This window comes from Epilithonimonas sp. KH_059 (assembly GCF_057838485.1).
In genome coordinates, this window is the sequence record NZ_CM174468.1 from 1,323,958 (window position 1) to 1,343,446 (window position 19,489).

Below are 19,489 nucleotides of genomic sequence, written 5' to 3' on the forward strand. Positions count from 1 at the left end.
GTAAATAAGAGATTAAAGAGTAATTGCTTTACCTCCTGCTTTTGAAATTAATTCTTCCGCAGATTTGGTGAATTTGTCGGCAGTAATTGAAACTCCTGCTTTGAATTCGCCACGACCCATGATTTTCACAAGGTCATTTTTAGAGGCTAAACCGTTTGCTACTAACACGTCTTTAGTGATATCACCTGTAAGACCTTTTGTATCAATTAGGGTTTGAATTGAATCTAAATTGATTCCTCTAAACTCTTTTCTATTCACGTTGTTGAAACCGAACTTAGGAAGTCTTCTTTGAAGTGGCATCTGCCCTCCTTCGAAACCAATCTTCTGAGAATACCCAGATCTTGACTTCTGACCCTTATGTCCTTTGGTTGAAGTACCGCCTTTTCCGCTTCCCTGACCTCTACCAATTCTTTTGGAATTGTGAGTAGCTCCGCTAGCCGGTTGTATAGTATTTAATTTCATTGTAATTAAATTTGATTAGTTTTCCTGAACTTCTACTAAATGTCTCACGGCAGCTACCATTCCTAAGATAGAAGGGGTTGCTTCGTGTTCTACTACTTGGTGTAATTTCTTTAAACCCAAAGCCTCAAGAGTTCTCTTTTGAGATTTTGTTCTACCAATAGCACTTCTTACTTGCTTTACTTTAATTGTTGCCATTTTTTAAAACTTTTAGTGTTTAAATACTTTATCGAGAGATACACCACGCATTCTTGCGATTTCTTCTGGAGTTCTAATGTCTAAAAGCGCCTTGAAAGTTGCTTTTACCATGTTATGTGGATTAGAAGATCCTTTAGATTTTGTAAGAATGTCTTTAATACCAGCCGATTCCACTACGATACGAACGGTGTTACCTGCGATAACCCCTGTACCATGCGAAGCTGGCTTCATAAAGATGTCTGCCCCACCAAAACGAGCTTTTGACTCGTGGTAGATAGTTCCTTCTTTAGTTACCGGAATTTTCACCAAATTCTTTTTCGCGTCTTCGACTGCTTTAGAAATTGCAGTAGCAACTTCTTTTGATTTCCCTAAACCGTAACCTACGATTCCGGCTTCGTCTCCTACTACTACAATAGCAGAGAATCCAAATGCACGTCCCCCTTTGGTTACCTTAGTTACTCTGTTCACCGATACGAGGCGATCTTTAAGTTCTAATCCTCCCGGTTTTACTTTTTCGATATTATCTTGTCCAAACATTGTTTCCGAAATTATATGATTAGAATTTAAGTCCGCCTTCTCTCGCACCCTCCGCTAAAGCTTTCACTCTACCATGGTATACGAAACCGTTTCTGTCGAACACTATAGTTTCAATTCCAGCTGCTTTCGCAACCTCTGCAATGGCTTTCCCCACTTGCGTTGAAACTTCCACTTTATTTCCTGTCGCTTTTAACGCTCTTGAAGACGCGTAAGCAAGGGTTTTTCCCTCTTTGTCGTCGATCAACTGTGCGTAAATTTCCTTATTACTTTTGTATACGGATAATCTTGGCAGTTCAGCAGAGCCAGAGATTTTTCCTCTTACTCTTCTTTTGATCCTGTTTCTTTTCTGTAATTTATTCAGTGCCATTTTCTTAAAATTTATTAAGCAGATTTACCAGCTTTTCTTCTCACGATTTCACCTACGAATCTCACCCCTTTACCTTTGTACGGCTCAGGCTTTCTGAAAGATCTGATTTTAGCAGATACCATTCCTAATAGCTGCTTGTCGTGTGAAGACAAAGTAATAATTGGGTTTTTACCCTTTTCAGTTAATGTTTCTAGTTTCACTTCGCTTGGAAGTTCTAGAACGATCCCGTGGGAGAAACCTAAAGCCAATTCAAGTTTTTGACCTGAATTAGAAGCTCTATATCCTACCCCTACAAGCTCCAGCTTGTTGGTGAAACCTTCGTTGGTTCCAATGATCATGTTGTTAATAAGCGCTCTGTATAAACCGTGAAGCGCTTTGTGCTGCTTAGATTCAGAAGGGCGAGTTACTGTAAGAACTCCGTCCTTTTGCTCTAAAGCGATTCCATCCGTAAGAGTTTGTGAAAGTTCCCCTTTCGGGCCTTTCACAGTAACAACGCCATTAGACTCTGTTACCGTCACTCCAGAAGGAATATTTATAATTGCTTTACCAATTCTTGACATTTTCCTTATTTTAAAAAATTAATAAACATAGCAGATTACTTCACCGCCTACTTTGTCGCTCTTCGCTTGTTTACCTGTCATAACTCCTTTCGAAGTTGAGATAATAGCGATTCCTAATCCGTTAAGAACTCTTGGAAGTTCAGTAGAACCTGCATAATATCTAAGTCCAGGTCTGGAAGCTCTCTGGATAGATTTAATTGCCGGTTTACCGGATAGTTTGTCGTACTTCAAAGCGATTTTGATGTTCCCTTGAACCGAGCTCTCTTCAAACTTGTAGTTTGAGATGTACCCTTGGTCAAATAGAATCTTCGTAATCTCCTTTTTGATTTTCGATGCAGGAATTTCCACCACCTTGTGGCCTGCGCTTTGTGCGTTCCTTACTCTAGTTAGGAAATCTGAAATTGGATCTGTTACCATTTTTCGTTTTTGTTGTTATTGGTTGAGAATAATCAGTATTTAAATCCGTCGAAGGCTAATTTCGAGTTAAGTTATCTCAAATAACTTTCGACTAGGACTTAAACTTAATTATCTTGATTTAAAATAAATTGTTACCAACTTGCTTTCTTAACCCCTGGGATAAGTCCTTGATTGGCCATTTCTCTAAATGTTACTCTAGACAAACCAAAAGTTCTCATATATCCTCTAGGTCTTCCTGTAAGTTTACATCTGTTGTGAAGTCTTACAGGGGAAGCGTTTTTAGGAAGTTTTTGTAATGCTTCGTAATCTCCAGCCTCTTTCAAAGCCTTTCTTTTCTCAGCATATTTCGCAACCATTGCTTCTCTTTTGCGCTCACGCGCTTTCATTGATTCTTTAGCCATTCTTAGTTCTTTTTGAAAGGTAAACCGAAATGAGTTAATAACGCTTTTGCTTCTTTGTCTGTTTTCGCAGAAGTTACAAACGTAATGTCCATCCCTTGGATCTTTTTCACTTTGTCAATTACGATTTCAGGGAAAATGATTTGTTCGGTAATTCCTAAGTTATAGTTTCCTCTACCATCAAAACCGTCTGCTTTGATGCCGTTGAAATCTCTAATTCTCGGAAGTGCAGAAGACGTAAGACGATCTAAGAATTCATACATTCTAATCGCTCTTAAAGTCACTCTTGCACCTACTGGCATTCCTTTTCTTAATTTGAATGCAGCTTCGTCTTTCTTTGAAAGTGTTCCTACTGCTTTTTGGCCAGTGATCATTGTCAATTCTTCCACTGCATAATCTACGATTTTTTTATCCGCAGTTGCAGCTCCCAAACCTTGGGAAATTACGATTTTTTCTAATTTAGGTACCTGCATTACAGATTTGTACCCAAATTCTTCCATCATCGCAGGAACAATTTTCTCTTTATATATTGTTTTAGGTCTTGCTATAAATTCCATTGTCTTATGCATTATAAAGTTTCACCGGTTGATTTAGCAACTCTCACTTTTTTGTCACCTTCTACTTTCGTTCCTACTTTCGTTGCTTTTCCGTCTTTGTCCATCAAAGCGACGTTAGAAATGTGAATAGAAGCTTCCTTCTCTACGATACCACCTTGAGGGTTAGAAGCAGAGGGCTTTACGTGTTTTTTCACGATGTTTGCTCCTGCAACTACTACTCTTGGATCTTTTCCTTCTTTTTTGATCACTTCAAGTACTTCCCCTTTAGAACCTTTGTTCTTACCGGTTGTAATTAGTACCTGGTCTCCTCTTTTAATTTTAACTTTTGTCATTCTTCTTAAATTTTAAAAATTAAAGTACTTCGGGAGCCAATGAAATGACTTTCATGTATTCTTTGTCTCTCAACTCACGAGCTACCGGTCCAAAAACACGCGTACCTCTCATTTCTCCAGCTGCGTTAAGTAACACACAAGCATTGTCGTCGAATTTGATGTAAGATCCATCTTTTCTTCTCACTGCTTTCTTTGTGCGTATCACAACCGCTTTGGATACTTGTCCTTTTTTCGCGTTTCCTTGTGGTGTAGAATCTTTGATAGTCACTACGATCTTATCACCAACGGAAGCATATCTTCTTCTGGTTCCTCCCAGAACTCTGATCACTAGTACTTCTTTTGCACCAGTATTGTCAGCTACTTTTAATCTTGATTCTGTTTGTAACATTACTTAGCTTTTTCAATGATTCTTACTAATCTCCAATTCTTGCTTTTACTAAGAGGTCTTGTTTCTTGGATAAGAACAGTGTCCCCCTCGTTGCACTCGTTGTTTTCATCGTGTGCCGTGTACTTCTTCGTTTTAGTAACGAATTTTCCATACATCGGGTGTTTCATTTTCAATGTTTCACTAACAACAATAGTTTTTTCCATTTTGTTGCTGGAAACAACTCCGATTCTTTCTTTTCTTAAATTTCTTTCCATTGGTAAATGAAATTATTGTTTGTTAGTTAACTCAGTATTTAATCTAGCGATCGTCTTTCTCAAATCTCTGATTTGAATTGGGTTTTCTACTGGGCTGATTCTATGAGCAAGTTTCAATTTAATGAATTCTGCTTTTACTTCAGCTAGCTTAGCTTGTAGATCCCCTGCGCTTAAATTTTTGATTTCCGCATTTTTCATAATTCAAAGATTTATTCAGGTTTAACAAAATCGTTAGCCACCACGAACTTAGTGACGATTGGTAATTTTTGAGCGGCCAAACGAAGAGCTTCTTTTGCAACTTCATAAGGAACTCCACCCACTTCAAACATAATTTTACCAGGCTTAACTACAGCTACCCAATATTCAACAGCACCTTTCCCTTTCCCCATACGTACTTCCGCAGGTTTTTTGGTAATTGGCTTGTCTGGGAATATTTTGATCCATAGTTGCCCTTCTCTTTTCATATATCGAGTTGCAGCAATACGCGCAGCCTCTATTTGTCTTGCAGTAATCCAAGCTCCGTCTGTGGCCTTGATTCCAAAAGTTCCATACGCTAATTGAGATCCTCTCTGCGCATTTCCCTTCATCTTCATCTTATGAACACGACGAAATTTGGTTCTTCTTGGTTGTAACATAATTTCTAAATTTTAGATTTTAGATTTTAGATTTTAGATTTTCTCATTTTAAAAAAGTAACGGTAATTTAAAATTAAAAACGTCTAATCTAAAATTTTAATTATTATTGTTTCTTCTTGGTCTTCTATCGCCACCTCTATCCGAACGCTCTCCTCTTGGAGCCGATTTCTTCTGTTGTTGACCTACTAGTGGAGTTAAGTCTCTTTTTCCATAAACTTCTCCTTTCATGATCCAGACTTTGATGCCTAGTCTTCCGTAAGTCGTGTGCGCTTCAGCCCAATGATAATCGATATCAGCTCTGAAAGTAGAAAGTGGAATTCTTCCGTCTTTGAAAGATTCACTTCTTGCCATTTCAGCTCCGTTCAAACGTCCAGAAACCATTACTTTGATTCCTTCCGCTCCCATTCTCATGCTACTTGCAATGGCCATTTTTACCGCTCTTCTGTAAGAAATACGGTTTTCAATTTGCTTTGCAATGCTATCTGCAACTAATACGGCGTCAAGTTCTGGTCTCTTGATTTCGAAAATATTGATTTGAACTTCCTTACCGGTAAGTTTTTTCAATTCTTCTTTCAATTTATCAACCTCTTGTCCTCCTTTCCCGATGATAAGTCCCGGTCTAGCAGTCGTAATTGTTACAGTCACTAATTTTAAGGTTCTATCGATGTAGATTTTTGAAACCCCACCTTTAGATAATCTAGCATCAAGGTATCTTCTGATTTTATAGTCTTCTGCGATTCTGTCTCCATAATCTTTTCCACCATACCAGTTCGAATCCCATCCTCTGATGATACCTAATCTGTTACCAATTGGATTTGTCTTCTGTCCCATACCTTGATTAAATTTCTTTGTTGCCTAAAATTAATGTCACGTGGTTAGATCTCTTTCTGATTCTATGACCTCTTCCTTGTGGAGCCGGTCTTAGTCTCTTCAATTGTCTTGCACTATCCACGTAGATTTCTTTCACGATAAGGTTTGCTTCCTCAATGTCAGCTCCCTCGTTTTTCGTTTGCCAGTTCGCCATTGCAGAAAGCAAAAGTTTCTCCAATTTGTTTGACGCTTCTTTCTTAGAAAATTTAAGAATGTATAGAGCTTTGTCTACGCTTTCTCCTCTGATGATATCAGCAACTAATCTCATTTTTCTAGGAGAAGATGGGCAGTCGTTAAGACGGGCTTGAACCACGTCTTTCTTTGCTATTTTTTGAGCGATTGCGCTATCTTGTTTTCTTGATCCCATGATTATCTGCTACCTTTATTTTTGTTACCACCGTGACCTCTAAAAGATCTTGTCGGAGAAAATTCGCCTAACTTATGACCTACCATGTTTTCAGTCACGTATACAGGAATAAAAGATTTTCCGTTGTGTACTGCGATGGTGTGTCCTACGAAGTCTGGAGAGATCATCGATGCTCTGGACCACGTTTTGATTACTGTCTTCTTACCAGACTCAATATTTGCCTGAACCTTCTTATCTAAAGTATGATGAATGAATGGTCCTTTTTTAAGTGATCTTGCCATAATTATTTTCTTTTAGATACGATGTAACGGTTAGAAACTTTGTTTTTCTTTCTGGTTTTGTACCCTTTGGCCGGCATTCCGTTTCTTGATCTTGGGTGTCCACCTGAAGAACGACCTTCACCACCACCCATTGGGTGATCGACTGGGTTCATTACAACCGCTCTCGTTCTAGGTCTTCTACCAAGCCATCTACTTCTACCTGCTTTCCCAGAAACGGTAAGCATATGGTCGTGATTGGATACAGAACCAATCATTGCAAGACATTCCGTAAGGATCATTCTAGACTCCCCTGAAGGAAGTTTCACGATCGCGTATTTTCCGTCTCTTGAAGTTAATTGTGCGGATGAACCTGCAGATCTCGCAAGGATTGCTCCTTGTCCTGGTCTAAGTTCTACACATGAAATCACAGTACCTAAAGGTATGTTCTTTAACTTCATTACGTTCCCTACATTAGGTTCCGCTGATTCTGAAGACACTACTTTTTGATCCACTTGGATACCTGCAGGAGCGATGATGTATCTCTTCTCTCCATCTGTGTATTCTAGAAGTGCGATAAAAGCAGTTCTGTTTGGATCGTACTCTACAGACTTAACGGTTGCTTCAACGTCAAATTTATTTCTTTTGAAGTCGATAATTCTGTATTTCTTTTTGTGTCCACCTCCGGTGTAACGCATGGTCATTTTACCAGTTTGGTTACGTCCGCCTGACTTTTTAATACCAACAGTTAGAGACTTCTCTGGTTTGTTGGTAGTAATTTCCTCAAAGTTATTTACAACTCTGAATCTCTGTCCCGGGGTGATAGGTTTTAATTTTCTAACAGACATTACTATTATTTATACTATTAATACTTATTTATACTGAAAAAATATCTAGTACTTCCCCTTCTTGAAGGGTAATTACTGCTTTTTTCAATTTGTTTGTCTTTCCTACTTGAAGACCTTTTTTTGTGTGTTTCGCAGAAACTTTAGGCGCATAAATCATGGTTCTAACGTCCGCTACTTTCACTCCGTAAGCTTCTTCTACAGCCCCTTTAATTTGGATTTTATTCGCCTTAGTATCTACTAAGAAAGAATAAGCCCCTCTTAATTCGGTAAGGTAGTTGGCTTTCTCTGAAATAACTGGTTTAATAATAACTGACATGATTTATTTCTTTAAGTTTTCCTGGAATTTTTCAATTGCACCTTCGAAGAAAATAATCTCACCTGCATTTACAAGATCGTAAGAACTAATTTCAGTATAGTTCAATACTCTTGTTTTAGGTAAGTTTCTTGAAGATAAATACACATTCTTATTCGCTTCAGGAAGAATGAACAGAGACTTCTTACCGTTTAATTCCAATGCGTTCAATACGCTGATGAAATCTTTGGTTTTAGGAGCGTTCAAGCTCAAATCTTCAAGGACTTTAATGCTGTTGTCTTTCAACTTCTGTGAAAGAACAGATTTTTTAGCAAGTCTCTTAAGCGCTTTGTTCAATTTGAATCTGTAGTCTCTTGGTTTTGGACCAAAAATACGTCCTCCACCTCTGAAGATTGGTGATTTGATATCCCCGTAACGTGCAGATCCAGATCCTTTTTGTTTCTTAAGTTTCTTAGTAGAACCGGTAATTTCGCTTCTTTCTTTAGACTTATGAGTTCCCTGTCTTTGTGCAGCCAGGTATTGTTTTACTTCTAAGTAAACCGCGTGTTGGTTAGGCTCAATTCCGAAAACAGATTCGTCAAGAGTAACTTTTCTTCCGGTTTCTTTCCCTGAATTATTTAATACTACTAGTTCCATCTTCTTACAATTACATATGAATTTTTAGCCCCTGGAACAGCACCTTTTACAACTAAAAGATTTTGTTCTTCATCCACTTTTAACACTTGAAGGTTTTGAACCGTCACTTGCTTACCACCCATTCTTCCGGCCATTCTCATGCCCTTGAATACTCTAGATGGGTCAGAACCTGCTCCAATGGAACCTGGTGCTCTAAGTCGGTTATGCTGACCGTGAGTCGCTTGCATAACACCCGCAAAGTTGTGTCTTTTTACTACCCCTTGGAATCCTTTACCTTTAGAGGTACCGGTTACATCCACGTACTCTCCTTCTCCAAAAAGTTTTACATTTACTTCATCTCCAACGCTTAATTCTGTAGATCCGTGTACGAATTCTACCAATTTAGCTTTTGGAGTAGAACCTGCCTTTTTAAAATGGCCGGCTAACGCTTTACCAACGTTCTTTTCACTCTTGTCATCGAAACCTAGCTGCACGGCGCTATAGCCATCAGCTTCTACGGTTCTGACCTGTAAAACCGAGCAAGGCCCCGCCTGAATAACGGTACACGGAATGTTTTTTCCGCTTTCGTCAAACAGGGAAGTCATCCCGATTTTTTTTCCAATAATACCTGACATTATTTAATATATAGTTACTGTTTTCAACGATTTCATTTCGGTTTGTAAGTGATTTCTATGATTCAATTAGGCACACTTCTCCCCTAAAATGAGTGTGCAAATTTAAGGATATTTTTTTAACTGACAAACAGTGAGTTAAATTAATTTCAGAAAAATAACAAAGAATGCGCAAACTAGCTTTTGAATCTAGTGCTTAAACTCGGGAGAGCTCCCGTTCAGAGCTTTAGCTTTATTTTAATTTTCGAGCCCGGTTCCACCAGATCAAAAATCCGCTCAATGGGAGTAAGGCTCCGATCAAAGTGACGATGAAGTATACAATAATACTAGAGAGTCCCATGATCTCGCCTGTATGTAGTGGTTTTGCTAGAGCCGAAAATTGTTTGTTGAGAGGTTTATCTAGAAAAATCTCTTTGGTTTGTAGTTCTCCACTGCGATCAAAACTAAGTTCGTCCTCCACAATGAAACGAAGTGAATTCTCATTATGCCTTCTCTTCACCATGAAGCGAGGGTTTTCAGAGTTCGGGAATTCTATGGCAAGGCTTGCTTTGGCAGGAAATTCTTTTTGAACCTTATCTACAATTTCCGCGAGTGTGGCTGTTTTTTGCTCAGGTGCTTGCTTCTTTTCATCTTGTCTCTTTAGCATGTCTTGCATCAGGGCAGCAAAATCCCCTGAGCCTTCTAATTCGCTTTCCGAATTAATTTGACTTAGAGGTTCTCCCCCTAGAGCTACGATAAGTCCACTCTTTACCCACGGATACGTAATGTAAATTCCAGTTACCGAAATAAAAGCGAGTAGCAGCATGCAGTAAAACCCAACCACTTTATGAAAATCATAATTTACTCTCTGAAATTTAGCTCTAAACTTTATTGTAAAACTTTGCTTTAGGTACTTAAGTTTTTTGGGTAGCCATAGAATAAAACCACTCAGCATTAAAAACAAAAATAGAAGAACACCGACCCCTAAGATTTGGCGTCCAAAATCGCCTAAGAGTAAGGTTCGGTGAAAATCAAGTACGACTTGAAAAAAAGAATCCAGTGCGGCATCGCTTGTTCCCAGCTCTTTTTGCGTATAGGGATTGAAATACGTGCTTTTTAAATTTTCTTGCTGATCAAAATAGGAAAGGCTCCATGCACGGTTGGCCTCCTTTGGCAAATGAATGCTATTGAGTTTATGGTCCTTGGCCTCCAATAAATCCTGTAGCTTCTTTGGACTAATGGGCACTTGTCCCTTTGTTTCCACGAAAACTTTATCCGAGTTATAGGACTCAATGATTTGTGTTTTAAAGGAGTATAGGCAGCCTGAAATACACAGCAGCATAATGACGACTCCACTTAGTAGCCCTAGCCATAAATGAGAAAGAAACATCACGTACTTCAGAAGACTCTCCTTCTTTCGACGTTTTCGAAATAAACTCTTTTTTACGTTGCTCATGATTTTATATACAGAAAGCTGAACCTTTTGAAGGTTCAACTTTCCGTAATTAAATTAAAGGGATGAAAATAGACTTACCTAAAGTCACTTACTTCTTGCTACTATTGGAAATATCTTTCACGACTTCCGTATAGGCCGCTTTTTGTTCTGGGCTTAAAACCGACTCAATCGCTGCTTTTCTTTGCGCATCGAACTTCGTCCAATATTCTTTACCCAATTCTGGATTGCCATGATACAAGTCGTGAGCATCGGAATAGGACTTCTCAAAAGCATCGTTTGCCGCATTGACCACTTGCATTTGGGATTCATCCAATTGCGCCTCAGATTGAATCAGGGCCAAAGTCTCATTGTTGTACCTTGGTCTCTTTCTTGTGTTTTCGTCTACAAACTTACTGTACTTCGCCATTTGCTCAGGCGTTAAGATTTGAGCCACTTCCCCATCTTGACTCGCTTGGAACTCTTCGTATTTAGAGAAAAGAGTGACCCGGTCTGGGTGTTCACCAAGGGTTGCACGGAAGCTCTTACGAGACTCATCGTATTTGTCAGTGATGGCTTTAAAGGCCGTAGAGGTTTCACTATCCAAATTCAATTCTTTTTGAATGATGGAATAGTCAGCCATTCTTTTCTTTCCTTCTTTTGAACAAGCCATTACGAGCATGACAAGAGCGAAGGACAACAGAGTTTTGATTAATTTCATTTTTTTCAGTTTTTTAAGATTAGAATTTATATGTCAATTGTACAGAAGCATTGCGCGGTTGAATCTGATCTAAATAGCCTCCTCGGAAATAAGAACTATAATTCACCACATCGGTAAGGTTGTTAAGGAATACTCTCAGTCCTAGATTCCCCATTTGGTATCCTACTTGCGCCTCGAGTGTAGCATAGCTATCAAGTTCAAACGGTTTCACTCCTGGTTCCACGGAATTTGCGTGGCCGGATTGGATGGTTTTCTTTGTGAAATTGTCTACCGGTCTAGCGCCCACATAGTAAGCACCGACTCCGAAATCAAGACCTCGAAGCGCCCCTTGGTTAAACTTATAGTTTACCCATCCGTTTGCGGTGTGTGAAGGAGTGTTCATGGGAGCCGAGTCGTCCATATAGGCAGGGGATTCTTTATACTTCGCATCGAGGTACGAGTAGCCCGCCATCACTTGAAGATTCGTCATCACCTTTCCAATCAGTTCTACATCCACACCAGAACGAACCAGTTTACCAGCCAGTCCATAAAGACCTGTCGACTGTCCTTGTTCATTTAAGATAGTGTAGGAAAGATTGTCTGTATTCATATGGAAGAGCGTCACATTGAATCTAAGTTTCTCTTGGAACCAATCCGATTTCAATCCGGCCTCAATTTGGTCTGTTCTCTCTGACCCTACAATTCCACCCCCATCAAGAGGATTGTTTGCGCCTCGAAGTGAAGTGGTTGAAGTATAAGATCCGAAGATATTCATATTCTCTCTTGGAGAAATCATTAGACCGAAGGTCGGGTTCCAAGCGTCCTTCACAGTTTCTGCATCAAGTCCATTCAAATGGCTATAACGAAGTCCAAGAACTGCTTTTAAGAAAGGATTGATGGTGATCACGTCTTGTGCAATAAGTCCGTAGGTGCTGCTTTTCGTATTGACACCGTCCGGTCTCGCTCCAAAATCAAGATTAACGCCTGCGGGAAGTGTATTGCTAATTTTCTCCAGTACATTGATTTGATCTACATTGGATTTGGTCGCATAGGAATAGGTGTCCACGTTGGACTGTGTCCAGTCAAACCCCGTTTGGAACGTATGCTTAATAGATCCCGTATACACATCTTGGCCAATGAAATCGAATTGCAACGTTTGGTTGTTGTCTTCTCTTTCGCTTCGGCCTAAGGAACGAGACAAAACAGCGTACCCCGTTGCACTCGATCCTTTCCCTAACGAAGAAGAAATATTGTCATTTGTATAAGATGAGTTGTAATAAGCAGCACGCAGCTTCAACTTATCGCTTAGACGATGAGTCAAATTCGTCGCTAAATTAATAGTCGTGGTATTGCTATTGTCCGTTTTGAAACCTAAAAAGTTTCCTTTCGGCATTTCGTAAATATGATTCTCACTTCCAGGGCCTAAGTTCACGGTCCCTCGGTCGGGAGTTAAATTGGAATTGAAATAATCCATTTCCACACTCACTTCCGTTCTATCGCTTATTCGGTAAGCTACCGAAGGATTAATATAAACTCTTTCCCCCTGAACATTGTCTCTAAAGCTCTGGTTATTTTGATAGGAAGCATTTAGTCTAACTCCTACTTTCTTTGCAGGATCTAGAACCCGTTGTACGTCGAGAAAGCCTCGGTACATGTCCCAGCTTCCGTAGCGAACTCCCACACTTCCTTTGTTAATGAAATGAGGTTTTTTAGTCACAATATTAATTACACCTCCCGCATCTCCTAGTCCACTAGCGACTCCTTGCGTAATCGCGGCCGATCCTTTAATCACTTGGATCGATTCTACTCCTTGCATATCGGTTAGCATTGAGCTCGTTCTAAAATCACTGTCCATCCGGACTCCATTTTTAAGTACCGGTACTCCGCGGTATCCACGGATCGTCATACTTTCCTTGGTTCCTCCATAAGAGGCAAATTGAGTAACCCCAGGAATGTTCTTTACCACATCCGTTACACTTAGTCCTCCTAAGTCTTCAATCACTTTGGAAGAAAGAACAGAGATGCTTTGAATTTGATCTCTAGCTTTAAGAGGCATACGAGTGATCATCTCAAGACCTTCCGGTTGTGCCGCACTGGCTCCAAATAAGTTTACTTCTTCTATTTGTGTTACAGCAGGAATAGAATCTTTCTTCTGTTGGGCAAAGATCCCCATAGATCCTAGGACTGCGGCAATAATTATTGATTTTTTCATAAGTAACCGTCGTTTTTTTCGATGCCCAAAAGTACAATTTTTAATTAGTCTAAATAAGCACTTGAAATGACAAATATCAGTTATTTAAAATTAATCTAGAAGCATTCTAAATAAGAGCGCTTAATTTAGAATAGGAAACATAAAAAAAAACCGCTCCTAAGAGCGGTTTTGAGTTATAGTAAGTAAACAAGGATCATACTTTGATCTCAACGTCTACTCCACTTGGAAGTTCTAGCTTCATTAGAGCATCAACCGTCTTAGAAGAAGAAGAGTAGATATCCATTAGACGCTTGTGTGCGGACAATTGGAATTGCTCTCTCGCTTTCTTGTTCACGTGAGGAGATCTTAACACAGTAAAGATTCTCTTGTTGGTTGGCAATGGAATTGGTCCATTTACAACAGCCCCTGTAGCTTTTACAGTTTTTACGATTTTCTCAGCAGATTTATCTACCAAATTGTAATCGTAAGACTTAAGTTTTATTCTAATTCTTTGTGACATTTTAATCTAATTTTAAAAATTAACCTTTAGCTTTCGCGATTACATCTTCAGCAATATTGTTAGGTGCTGCTTCGTATTTCTCGAACTCCATGGAAGAGGTTGCTCTACCTGAAGACAAGGTTCTTAACGAAGTCACATAACCAAACATTTCAGAAAGCGGGACGAATGCTTTAATTACTTTCGCATTGTTTCTATCGTCCATACCGTTTACGGTTCCTCTTCTTCTGTTAAGGTCCCCTACGATATCTCCCATGTATTCTTCAGGAGTCACTACTTCTAGTTTCATGATCGGTTCCATGATCACGGCTTTCGCTGCTCTACCGGATTCTCTGAATCCCATTTTCGCTGCAAGTTCAAAAGAAAGTTGATCCGAGTCCACTGCGTGGAAAGATCCGTCTTTCAGTGTAATTTTCATGGACTCTACTTCGAATCCAGCCAAAGGACCGTTTTTCATAGATTCCTTAAATCCTTTCTCAACCGATGGAATGAATTCTTTTGGAATGTTACCTCCTTTAATTTCATTCACAAAGGTAAGACCTGGTTTGTCTTCGTCTGCAGGACCAATTTCAAATACAATGTCTGCAAATTTACCACGTCCACCCGATTGCTTTTTATAAACTTCACGGTGAGCTGCTTTCGCAGTAAGTGCTTCTTTATACTCTACTTGAGGTTGACCTTGGTTTACTTCCACTTTGAATTCGCGTCTCAAACGGTCCACGATGATATCTAAGTGAAGCTCTCCCATTCCGGAGATGATCGTTTGACCTGAAGCTTCGTCTGTTTTTACTTGGAATGTTGGATCTTCTTCTGCTAGTTTAGCAAGAGCGTTCCCCATTTTATCCTGGTCCGCTTTTGTTTTCGGCTCTACTGCAATCCCGATCACTGGATCTGGGAACAACATAGATTCTAAAACAATTGGGTTTTTCTCATCAGAAAGTGTATCTCCTGTTTTGATATCTTTAAATCCAACAGCAGCACCAATATCTCCAGCCTCGATATACTCCACTGGATTTTGCTTGTTTGCGTGCATTTGGTAGATTCTAGAGATTCTCTCTTTGTTACCTGATCGGTTGTTAAGAACGTAAGATCCTGCATCCAATCTTCCAGAATAAGCTCTGAAGAATGCTAAACGTCCCACGAATGGATCCGTAGCAATTTTAAACGCTAACGCAGCGAAAGGTTCAGTTACGTCAGGTCTTCTTGTAATAGGCTCGTCTGTTTTCGGATCGGTTCCATCAATCGCTTCTTTATCCATTGGAGAAGGAAGGTATTTACATACCGCATCCAGCATAAACTGAACTCCTTTGTTTTTGAATGAAGAACCACAAGTCATTGGGATAATCGACATGTCGATTGTCGCTTTTCTTAGGGCTTCGTTGATTTCGTCTTCTGAAATAGAATCTGGATCTTCGAAGAATTTCTCCATTAGAGTGTCGTCGTAATCCGCTACTGCTTCTACTAACTTCTCTCTATATTCGTGAACTTCTTCTTTCATATCCTCTGGAATTGGCACTACGTCAAAGGTTGCCCCTTGTGTATTGTCATGCCAAATGATCGCTCTGTTCTTGATAAGGTCTACAACCCCAACAAAGTCTTCTTCTGCACCAATAGGAAGTACGATTGGAACGGCATTCGATCCAAGCATTTCTTTTACTTGCTTCACTACCATCAAGAAGTCTGCACCTTGACGGTCCATCTTATTAACGAATCCCATACGGGCTACTTTGTAGTTGTCTGCAAGTCTCCAGTTCGTTTCCGATTGAGGCTCCACACCGTCTACGGCAGAGAATAAGAAAACAAGACCGTCAAGTACTCTTAACGAGCGGTTTACCTCTACGGTAAAGTCAACGTGTCCCGGGGTATCAATAATATTGAAGTGGTAATCTTTTGACTCAGGTGTAGGTTGTCCGTCTTTACGAGGGAACACCCAACTACAAGTAGTCGCTGCAGATTGGATTGTAATCCCTCTTTCAGCTTCCTGCTCCATCCAGTCCATCTGAGAAGAACCTTCGTGAGTTTCTCCCAGTTTGTGAGTTTTACCCGTGTAGAATAAAATTCTTTCTGTCGTGGTGGTTTTACCTGCATCAATGTGAGCAGCGATACCAATATTTCTTGTGTATTTAAGGTCTCTTGCCATTTCAGATTAGAATTTAAAGTGTGAGAACGCTTTGTTGGCTTCTGCCATTTTATGCGTATCGGATTTCTTCTTGTAAGCAGCACCTTCTTCTTTTGCAGCCGCGATAATTTCAGTCGCTAACTTAAGAGCCATCGATTTGTCGTTTCTTGCTTTAGAATATTTGATTAACCATTTCATGGCCATCGAAATTTTTCTGTCTGCACGAATCGGCATTGGAATCTGGAAGTTTGCACCCCCAACTCTTCTTGAACGTACTTCTACGTGTGGCATTACATTAGTAAGCGCATCTTTCCAGATGTCAAGAGAAGTCTTTTCAGTTTCTCCTTTTTTCGCTTCTACTAAATCTAATGCATCGTAGAAAATCTTAAATGCGATCGATTTCTTACCATCGAGCATTAAGTTATTTACAAATCGTGTTACCAGTTGATCATTAAACTTCGGATCCGGTAACAACGGTCTTTTTTTCGCTTTTGTCTTTCTCATTGTTTCGTTTCTAAATAATTAATGATTACTTTTTCTTACCCGTAGCAGCCGCTTGACCTGGTTTTGGTCTCTTAGCTCCATACTTGGATCTTCTTTGGGTTCTTCCGTTAACACCAGCGGTGTCTAAGGCTCCTCTAACAATGTGATAACGTACTCCCGGTAGGTCTTTCACCCTTCCTCCACGTACCAATACTATCGAGTGCTCTTGAAGATTGTGTCCTTCGCCCGGGATATAAGCGTTGACTTCCTTCCCATTAGAAAGTCTTACCCTTGCAACTTTTCTAAGTGCAGAGTTCGGTTTCTTAGGAGTAGTCGTATATACTCTCGTACATACTCCTCGTCTTTGTGGACTGGATTCAAGGGCAGCCGATTTGCTCTTCTTGGCAAGCGTGGCTCTTCCTTTTCTAACTAATTGTTGAATAGTAGGCATTTAATTGCTTTTTATTTTAGGGTGCAAAAGTAGTGAATATTTTTTATTTGGCAATAGCTCTGGCTATAATTTCAACATTTGCCTCGCTTCATAGTCAGTGAATTACCCCAATTTTCTCCCAACTTAAGTTGTAGAGGGTAGCGATCAGAAGAATAAGTCCCCTTTCTTAATCAAAAACAGGAGAGTGAATTTGAATAAAACCATAGTTCCTTCTTCGCAAATTATATTGCGTATCATGCAGATTGAAACCTTCTATTCAATGCCCTAGGTATCGCCCTTGATTCTTCCTACCTTTGTCTTAATCAAACAAGAAAATTAAAACAATCTATATGAAAAGACATGCTATTATCGGTCTGGCCAAGGCCGACTGCGAAGAAATCGCAGCCAAACTAAATACTCTACTTGCAAATTATTCGATTTTTTATCAAAACACAAGAGGGGCACATTGGAACATTACAGGAGATCAGTTTTTCACCTTGCATCCTAAATTTGAAGAGCTTTACAATAACTTAGTTTTAAAAATTGATGAAATCGCAGAGCGAATTCTAACCCTCGATGGAACGCCCCTACACAACTATTCAGACTACCTTGAAATCTCAACCATTAAGGAAAGTAAGGAAGTGAGCGATCCTGTGAAAGCGGTCGAAAACATTTTAAACTCATTTAAAATCGTGATTGATTTGCAGAGAGAACTTCTCGATGTGAGCGAAAAAGCTGGAGACGAAGGAACCAACTCTCAGATGAGTGATTATGTGACCGAACAAGAAAAAGAGGTATGGATGTATAATGCCTATTTAAGAAAATAAAAGCTTTACTCAAGTTTTTCGAAAATCGCCCCTTGTGGCGATTTTTTTATGATCGGTTTCGTTACATTTGTATTTACATAGTTTAAAATATATGGCAGACGTTCGATTCAACTCCATCCTAGACAATGATTTCTACAAATTCACAATGCAAAATGCAGTTGTAAAACTGTTTCCTACCCAAAGTGTAAAATACGAATTCATCAACCGAGGACAACACTTCTTTCCTCCTGGATTTGCGCAGGAGCTCCGTCAGGCCGTAAATGCGATGGCAGAACTTAAGTTAACCAAAGCAGAAAAGTCCTATCTTCAAACCACCTGTCCCTATATTGACCTTCCGTATCTAGACTTTTTAGAAGGCTACCATTACGATCCTTCCGAAGTTCACATTGAACAGGATGGAAATAAACTGAAAGTATGGGTCGAGGGTCTATGGTACCGAACGATCCTTTGGGAAGTTCCCTTGTTAGCCCTAATCTCCGAACTCCATTATGTTCTAAATCATATGGAAAGAGATTCCAACGAAACGGTCATTGAAACGACGGACCGTAAAGCACAAAAATTGGTTGAACTTGGGGTCACCTTTGCGGAGTTTGGCACCCGTAGACGCCACTCCTACAAAGTGCACGACATGGTTGTGAACTCCTTAGTTCAAAACCAAAACACTAAATTCACGGGAAGCTCAAACGTACACTTCGCAATGAAATACGGAGTAAAGCCCATTGGGACGCATGCGCACGAATGGTTCATGTTCCATGGAGCTGAGTTTGGATTTAAAATGGCAAACAAACTCGCCTTAGAACATTGGGTGGATATCTACCGCGGGGATCTAGGAGTCGCTCTTTCAGACACCTACACTACGGAAGTATTTTTTCAGCAATTTGACAAAAAGTTTGCAAAACTATTTGATGGAGTCCGCCACGACAGTGGAGACCCTATGGAATTCGCAGACATGACCATTGCCCATTACGTAGACAATGGAATCAACCCACTCTATAAATACATCATCTTTTCCGACGGACTGAACTTAACCAAAGTGGAAGAAATTCGCAATTATTGCGAAGGGAAAATCGGAACTTCGTTTGGGATTGGCACCAATCTTACCAACGACGTGGGACTAAAACCCATGAACATTGTGATGAAGCTCATTGGGGTTCAAGGCCATAACGGAGATTGGATCCCTACGATCAAACTTTCCGACGAGCATGGCAAGTACACGGGGGATCCGAATATGATTAAGCTCGCCAAAGAATTTTTACAAATAAAAGATTAAACCATGCGCACTTTTCACCTCCTTTTTCTAGGCCTACTCTTTAGCTTCACCTTTGCAAATGCACAAAACAAAGCAGCTCAGGAAGACAAGGAAATCACAAACCCGAATTTTGACCAAAAACTAGCGGACTCCCTAGGCGCGGATGACCATGGAATGAAATCTTACATCCTGGTCATTCTAAAAACGGGACCTAAGGATAAAGAACTAACCGACCGCACCCAAAGAGCAGAACTTTTCAAAGGCCATTTCGCAAATATAAATGCACTGGCAGAATCTGGAAAACTAGTGATTGCAGGTCCGTTTTCGACTGCAAATGCGCTAAAGTATCGCGGAATTTTTCTCTTAAATTGCAAAACAGAAGAGGAGGCAAAAGAACTACTGAAGGGCGACCCCACGCTAAGTGCTGGAATCTTTGAAGCGGAGATCTTACCCTGGTATGGCTCTGCCGCTATAGGCACCCATTTAAAGGACCACAAGAAAATCACGAAACAAAACCCCTAAGGAATCCCCTTCTTTGCTCTTGATTGTACTCACATA

Annotated in this window: 30 protein-coding genes; 3 read left to right on the top strand and 27 right to left on the bottom strand. The window is 39.9% G+C overall.

The features are described 5' to 3' along the window. Positions 1-12: 12 nt before the first annotated feature. From rplO to rpsL, 27 genes are all read right to left on the bottom strand, one after another. The gene (gene rplO / locus AC3IRX_RS06200) at positions 13-462 is read right to left on the bottom strand and encodes a 50S ribosomal protein L15 (RefSeq protein WP_459083254.1); all 450 of its coding nucleotides are present in this window, start codon (positions 460-462) and stop codon (positions 13-15) included. A 15-nt stretch (positions 463-477) separates the two neighbouring features. Beyond that, positions 478-657: a 50S ribosomal protein L30 gene (gene rpmD / locus AC3IRX_RS06205; protein ID WP_459083253.1), complete on the bottom strand. Its 180-nt coding sequence runs from the start codon at positions 655-657 to the stop codon at positions 478-480. Positions 658-669: 12 nt separating this feature from the next. Next, positions 670-1,194, bottom strand: a complete 525-nt coding sequence (gene rpsE, locus AC3IRX_RS06210) for a 30S ribosomal protein S5 (RefSeq protein WP_489208995.1) — start codon at positions 1,192-1,194, stop codon at positions 670-672. Positions 1,195-1,213: 19 nt separating this feature from the next. Then, the gene (gene rplR, locus AC3IRX_RS06215; RefSeq protein WP_489208997.1) at positions 1,214-1,561 is read right to left on the bottom strand and encodes a 50S ribosomal protein L18; all 348 of its coding nucleotides are present in this window, start codon (positions 1,559-1,561) and stop codon (positions 1,214-1,216) included. Between the two features lie 14 nt (positions 1,562-1,575). Then, a complete protein-coding gene (gene rplF, locus AC3IRX_RS06220; protein ID WP_489208999.1) occupies positions 1,576-2,121 on the bottom strand; it encodes a 50S ribosomal protein L6 in 546 nt (181 codons plus the stop codon). Positions 2,122-2,139: 18 nt separating this feature from the next. After that, complete coding sequence (gene rpsH, locus AC3IRX_RS06225; protein WP_459083249.1) at positions 2,140-2,538, bottom strand: 30S ribosomal protein S8; 399 nt, start codon at positions 2,536-2,538, stop codon at positions 2,140-2,142. Between the two features lie 131 nt (positions 2,539-2,669). Then, the gene (gene rpsN, locus AC3IRX_RS06230; protein ID WP_194738719.1) at positions 2,670-2,939 is read right to left on the bottom strand and encodes a 30S ribosomal protein S14; all 270 of its coding nucleotides are present in this window, start codon (positions 2,937-2,939) and stop codon (positions 2,670-2,672) included. Positions 2,940-2,941: 2 nt separating this feature from the next. Then, positions 2,942-3,493, bottom strand: coding sequence for a 50S ribosomal protein L5 (gene rplE / locus AC3IRX_RS06235; protein WP_459083248.1), 552 nt, complete (start codon positions 3,491-3,493; stop codon positions 2,942-2,944). An 11-nt stretch (positions 3,494-3,504) separates the two neighbouring features. Next, a complete protein-coding gene (gene rplX / locus AC3IRX_RS06240; RefSeq protein WP_459083247.1) occupies positions 3,505-3,825 on the bottom strand; it encodes a 50S ribosomal protein L24 in 321 nt (106 codons plus the stop codon). Positions 3,826-3,844: 19 nt separating this feature from the next. Beyond that, positions 3,845-4,213 carry a 50S ribosomal protein L14 gene (gene rplN / locus AC3IRX_RS06245; protein ID WP_459083246.1) on the bottom strand — a complete coding sequence of 123 codons (369 nt, stop codon included), beginning with the start codon at positions 4,211-4,213 and terminating at the stop codon, positions 3,845-3,847. Beyond that, positions 4,213-4,467 carry a 30S ribosomal protein S17 gene (gene rpsQ, locus AC3IRX_RS06250; RefSeq protein WP_459083245.1) on the bottom strand — a complete coding sequence of 85 codons (255 nt, stop codon included), beginning with the start codon at positions 4,465-4,467 and terminating at the stop codon, positions 4,213-4,215. Before rpsQ ends, rplN begins: the two co-directional genes overlap by 1 nt. A 12-nt stretch (positions 4,468-4,479) precedes the next feature. Beyond that, positions 4,480-4,665: a 50S ribosomal protein L29 gene (rpmC, locus tag AC3IRX_RS06255; RefSeq protein ID WP_489209002.1), complete on the bottom strand. Its 186-nt coding sequence runs from the start codon at positions 4,663-4,665 to the stop codon at positions 4,480-4,482. Between the two features lie 11 nt (positions 4,666-4,676). Beyond that, positions 4,677-5,102 carry a 50S ribosomal protein L16 gene (gene rplP, locus AC3IRX_RS06260; protein WP_489209004.1) on the bottom strand — a complete coding sequence of 142 codons (426 nt, stop codon included), beginning with the start codon at positions 5,100-5,102 and terminating at the stop codon, positions 4,677-4,679. A 96-nt stretch (positions 5,103-5,198) separates the two neighbouring features. Further along, positions 5,199-5,933, bottom strand: a complete 735-nt coding sequence (rpsC, locus tag AC3IRX_RS06265; RefSeq protein WP_459083242.1) for a 30S ribosomal protein S3 — start codon at positions 5,931-5,933, stop codon at positions 5,199-5,201. A 7-nt stretch (positions 5,934-5,940) separates the two neighbouring features. Then, entirely contained in the window at positions 5,941-6,339 is a 399-nt protein-coding gene (gene rplV, locus AC3IRX_RS06270) for a 50S ribosomal protein L22 (protein WP_459083241.1), read from the bottom strand. 2 nt (positions 6,340-6,341) lie between these two features. Further along, entirely contained in the window at positions 6,342-6,620 is a 279-nt protein-coding gene (rpsS, locus tag AC3IRX_RS06275; protein ID WP_459083240.1) for a 30S ribosomal protein S19, read from the bottom strand. 2 nt (positions 6,621-6,622) lie between these two features. After that, positions 6,623-7,444, bottom strand: coding sequence for a 50S ribosomal protein L2 (rplB, locus tag AC3IRX_RS06280; protein ID WP_489209007.1), 822 nt, complete (start codon positions 7,442-7,444; stop codon positions 6,623-6,625). A 28-nt stretch (positions 7,445-7,472) separates the two neighbouring features. After that, on the bottom strand, positions 7,473-7,760 hold the full coding sequence (gene rplW / locus AC3IRX_RS06285; protein ID WP_459083238.1) for a 50S ribosomal protein L23: 288 nt from the start codon (positions 7,758-7,760) through the stop codon (positions 7,473-7,475). 3 nt (positions 7,761-7,763) lie between these two features. After that, the gene (rplD, locus tag AC3IRX_RS06290) at positions 7,764-8,393 is read right to left on the bottom strand and encodes a 50S ribosomal protein L4 (protein ID WP_489209010.1); all 630 of its coding nucleotides are present in this window, start codon (positions 8,391-8,393) and stop codon (positions 7,764-7,766) included. Then, positions 8,384-9,007, bottom strand: coding sequence for a 50S ribosomal protein L3 (gene rplC / locus AC3IRX_RS06295; RefSeq protein ID WP_459083236.1), 624 nt, complete (start codon positions 9,005-9,007; stop codon positions 8,384-8,386). Before rplC ends, rplD begins: the two co-directional genes overlap by 10 nt. Before the next feature lie 229 nt (positions 9,008-9,236). Beyond that, positions 9,237-10,439 carry a PepSY-associated TM helix domain-containing protein gene (locus AC3IRX_RS06300; RefSeq protein WP_489209012.1) on the bottom strand — a complete coding sequence of 401 codons (1,203 nt, stop codon included), beginning with the start codon at positions 10,437-10,439 and terminating at the stop codon, positions 9,237-9,239. Positions 10,440-10,527: 88 nt separating this feature from the next. Continuing rightward, positions 10,528-11,136, bottom strand: a complete 609-nt coding sequence (locus AC3IRX_RS06305; protein ID WP_489209014.1) for a hypothetical protein — start codon at positions 11,134-11,136, stop codon at positions 10,528-10,530. Positions 11,137-11,155: 19 nt separating this feature from the next. Then, a complete protein-coding gene (locus tag AC3IRX_RS06310) occupies positions 11,156-13,327 on the bottom strand; it encodes a TonB-dependent siderophore receptor (protein WP_489209016.1) in 2,172 nt (723 codons plus the stop codon). A 193-nt stretch (positions 13,328-13,520) separates the two neighbouring features. Beyond that, positions 13,521-13,826, bottom strand: a complete 306-nt coding sequence (gene rpsJ, locus AC3IRX_RS06315) for a 30S ribosomal protein S10 (protein WP_002661363.1) — start codon at positions 13,824-13,826, stop codon at positions 13,521-13,523. 19 nt (positions 13,827-13,845) lie between these two features. Further along, positions 13,846-15,963: an elongation factor G gene (fusA, locus tag AC3IRX_RS06320; RefSeq protein WP_489209019.1), complete on the bottom strand. Its 2,118-nt coding sequence runs from the start codon at positions 15,961-15,963 to the stop codon at positions 13,846-13,848. 6 nt (positions 15,964-15,969) lie between these two features. Continuing rightward, on the bottom strand, positions 15,970-16,446 hold the full coding sequence (gene rpsG / locus AC3IRX_RS06325) for a 30S ribosomal protein S7 (protein ID WP_459083231.1): 477 nt from the start codon (positions 16,444-16,446) through the stop codon (positions 15,970-15,972). Between the two features lie 25 nt (positions 16,447-16,471). After that, a complete protein-coding gene (rpsL, locus tag AC3IRX_RS06330; RefSeq protein ID WP_459083230.1) occupies positions 16,472-16,876 on the bottom strand; it encodes a 30S ribosomal protein S12 in 405 nt (134 codons plus the stop codon). Between the two features lie 329 nt (positions 16,877-17,205). On the opposite strand from rpsL, the gene AC3IRX_RS06335 reads away from it, so the two are divergent. The 3 genes from AC3IRX_RS06335 to AC3IRX_RS06345 all read left to right on the top strand — a co-directional run bounded on the left by AC3IRX_RS06335 (position 17,206) and on the right by AC3IRX_RS06345 (position 19,453). After that, positions 17,206-17,682, top strand: a complete 477-nt coding sequence (locus AC3IRX_RS06335) for a Dps family protein (RefSeq protein ID WP_489209022.1) — start codon at positions 17,206-17,208, stop codon at positions 17,680-17,682. A gap of 91 nt (positions 17,683-17,773) precedes the next feature. Next, entirely contained in the window at positions 17,774-18,952 is a 1,179-nt protein-coding gene (gene pncB, locus AC3IRX_RS06340) for a nicotinate phosphoribosyltransferase (protein WP_489209024.1), read from the top strand. 3 nt (positions 18,953-18,955) lie between these two features. Continuing rightward, the gene (locus AC3IRX_RS06345) at positions 18,956-19,453 is read left to right on the top strand and encodes a YciI family protein (protein WP_489209025.1); all 498 of its coding nucleotides are present in this window, start codon (positions 18,956-18,958) and stop codon (positions 19,451-19,453) included. Positions 19,454-19,489 lie beyond the last annotated feature (36 nt).